Raw genomic sequence first — 3,107 nt, 5'->3', positions numbered from 1 at the left:
CAGCACCGCCTGAACTCAAGTTGTCCGGTACTGAAGTGGCGTCCTTGCCGTGAACCTGAAACACCTTGTGTGCCCACTTGCGGAGCTGCGGCAGTGGGTCGATCAATCCCACCATCTGGTGGCATGGCTCCCACTCCAGCCCGATGTTGTCGGCGGGCAGCGCGTCCCACATCAGCTCCCAGGCGGCGGGGCCGTGGGCGATGTTCCATTCCCCGGCCTGCCAGTTGCCATCCATCGCGCAGTTTTCAAAGCACAGCCGCACGCCCTGATCGGCGGCGCGGCGCGACAGCTCACCAAAAACCTCCGCGTAGCGCGGCAGCGAGGCGTCCAGCGGCACCCCCGGCAGCCGTCCGGTAAAGCCGCCGATCAGATCGCAGCCGAACAGGTGGGCGTGGGCGATCAGGCGCTCCCAGCTTGCCAGGGTGTCGGCGTCGTCGCCCGTACCAGTCAGCGGGTTGCCGAAGATTTCCAGACATGAAATCCGGGTTCCGCTCTCCTCCACGATGTCGCGTACGCGCCGCCCGGTTTCGGCCAGATCAGTGTCGCCAGTGGTCTGCCAGAAGGTCAGGCTGAAACTCTCGAAGCCGTGCGGCAGGATCTGCGGCAGGATCTGTACGGCGTGTCTTCCCTCTACCAGCGTTCCAATACGGATGTCGTGCATTCTTCCTCTCCTCGCGCGGGTGTCTTCTGGTGTCCACGCCGTTTTCTGGGAACGGTCCATCAGATCGTGGTTCTTTCCAACCTGGTCCTGCAATACAATTTTTTACTAAAAAACAAACTAGTCCTTTCGGCTGGACGAGTCAAGTGGGCGACGCGGCGGATGGTGTCGAAGGTGCATAGGTCATGCCCACGGGATGTCTACGGGCCGGAAATCCGCAGGCCGCTGCCCGGTCCTGGCCCCTATACTCTTCGCCATGTCCAAGCGCTCCCTTACCTCTGCCCGGTCCAGCGTGACCATCCAGGATGTGGCGCTGGCGGCAGGTGTCTCCATCGGGACGGTCTCACGGGCCTTGCGGCAACAGGCCGGACTGAGCGAAACCACGCGCGGGCAGGTGCTGAGGGTGGCCCATGAACTGGGCTACGACACCGCCAGGGTGCGGGCAGGCAAACTCCGCCGGGTCAGCTTCGTGTTGCACCGCCAGCACACCGGCGCGGGCGCGAATCTGTTCTATTCACATGTGCTGCACGGCGTCGAGGACGAATGCCGGGCACGCGGCCTGACCCTGCATTTCACCTCGCTGGACACGGGCGACGACGTGGCCGGACTGATGCGGCGCAACAGTACCGACGGGCTGCTGTGCGTGGGTTTTTTTGAAGACGACCTGCTGGGCCAGTTGCGCGCTCTGGGCCTGCCGATGGTGCTGGTGGACCACCTTGCGCCGGGGCTGCCCAGTGTCAACAGCGACAACGTGGGTGGGGCGCACCGGGCCACCACGCATCTGCTGCAAACGGGACGGCGGCGGGTGGCTTTCATCGGCGGGCCTGATCACCACAGCATCTGCGGGCGCTGGCTGGGCTACCGTCAGGCACTGTACGACGCGGGCGTTCCGGCAGACCCGGCACTGGACGTGCGCCGTGATCCGTTAGGCAGTGAGGACGGCGCAGCCGGGGCCATGCGCAAGCTGCTGGCGCTGCCCCAGCCGCCCGACGCGGTGTTCGCGTTCAACGATTCGACGGCCATTCTCGCCATGCGCGCGTGCCAGGAAGCCGGGCTGAGCGTGCCTGAGGACCTGGCCTTCGTGGGCTTTGACGACGTCGATGCGGCGGCCCAGACCCACCCACCGTTAACGACGCTGAGGGTGGACAAGGAAGCGCTGGGGGTACGCGGCGTGCAGATGTTGCTGGACCGCAGCGCGCAGAACAGCATCGAGCTTCCCGCCGAACTGATCGTGCGGGCAAGCAGTGCAACAGGCAGTGGCGGCGCGGCAGCCCACACCCATGATGGTCACGCCCGTAGCCCCTGCGCCAGCACGTAATACAGGTCATTGAGCCTGAGACCCTGCCGGAAGTCGCGCAACTCGGTGTTGCTGTCGATAATGGCCAGTTCCACCCCGGCCATCGCTGCGAAATCCTCGATCATCTCGGTGGTCACGGCCCCGCTGTACCCGGTGTGGTGCGCGCCCCCGGCGTAGATCCAGGCGGCGCAGGCGGTCTTGAAATCCGGCTGGCATTCCCAGACTGCGCGTGCTACGGGCAGGTGGGGCAGATCGGGGTGGGTCACCGAGGTCACCTCGTTCACGATCAGGCGGAAACGGCTGCCCAGATCGATCAGCGAGACGTTGATGGCTGCGCCCAGTTCGGCGTCAAAGACCAACCGTACCGGGTCTTCCTTGCCGCCAATGCCCAGCGGATGTACCTCCAGTCTGGGCCTGTGGGCCGCGATGCTGGGGCAGATTTCGAGCATGTGCGATCCCAGCACCTGATGCTTGCCCGGCTCCAGGTGGTAAGTGTAATCCTCCATGAACGAGGTGCCCCCTGGCAATCCATGTGCCATGACTTTCATGGCCCGCACCAGGGCCGCTGTCTTCCAGTCGCCCTCGCCACCGAAGCCGTAACCGTCGGCCATCAGGCGCTGGGTGGCGAGGCCGGGAAGTTGTTTCAGGCCTCGCAGGTCCTCAAAGGTGTCGGTGAAGCCTTTGAAGCTGCCCTCTTCCAGAAAGGCGCGCATCCCCGCTTCGATCCGCGCACCTTCCCGCAATGAATCGTGGCGCTCACCGCCGGGCTGGAGTTCTGGCGCAACCTCAAATTCCGCCAGATACGTTCTGATCAGATCAGCTATTTGATTCTCTGAGACAGCTTGGATACGCCCAGCCAGATCGCCCACCGCGTAGGTATTGACTGAAAATCCAAACTTCATCTCGGCGCTGACCTTGTCGCCGTCGGTGACGCCCACGAAGCGCATGTTGTCGCCAAAACGGCAGATGGCCGCGCCCTGCCAGTCAAACCAGGCCCAGGCCGCCCGCGCCCACGCGCCCAGCCGAGATTGAACCTCGCCGTCGCTCCAGTGGCCCACGGGTGCATCCCGCTAAGCTGGGATCGGAAAGGCAGCGTGGCGAACGTCATCCAGACTCACCAGGGGATTGATGTTGTTCAGGTTGGCACGAAGC

3 protein-coding genes are annotated in these 3,107 nt (G+C 64.3%); 1 reads left to right on the top strand and 2 read right to left on the bottom strand.

Annotated elements, in window-relative coordinates; all coding sequences use genetic code 11:
- Positions 1-661 (bottom strand): sugar phosphate isomerase/epimerase family protein (locus Q319_RS0122890; protein WP_051655708.1); only part of this gene is annotated, 661 nt, incomplete at its 3' end.
- A 253-nt stretch (positions 662-914) separates the two neighbouring features.
- Between Q319_RS0122890 and Q319_RS25135 the strand changes: the two genes are divergently transcribed.
- Entirely contained in the window at positions 915-1,976 is a 1,062-nt protein-coding gene (locus Q319_RS25135) for a LacI family DNA-binding transcriptional regulator (protein WP_081846262.1), read from the top strand.
- Here the strand turns inward: Q319_RS25135 and Q319_RS0122875 are convergent.
- The gene (locus Q319_RS0122875; protein WP_081846261.1) at positions 1,946-3,013 is read right to left on the bottom strand and encodes an L-arabinose isomerase family protein; all 1,068 of its coding nucleotides are present in this window, start codon (positions 3,011-3,013) and stop codon (positions 1,946-1,948) included. The two genes, Q319_RS25135 and Q319_RS0122875, sit on opposite strands and share 31 nt — an antisense overlap.
- Positions 3,014-3,107 lie beyond the last annotated feature (94 nt).

Source organism: Deinococcus marmoris DSM 12784, from assembly GCF_000701405.1.
GTDB lineage: Bacteria > Deinococcota > Deinococci > Deinococcales > Deinococcaceae > Deinococcus > Deinococcus marmoris.
This window is presented reverse-complemented; position numbering and strand designations above follow the sequence as displayed.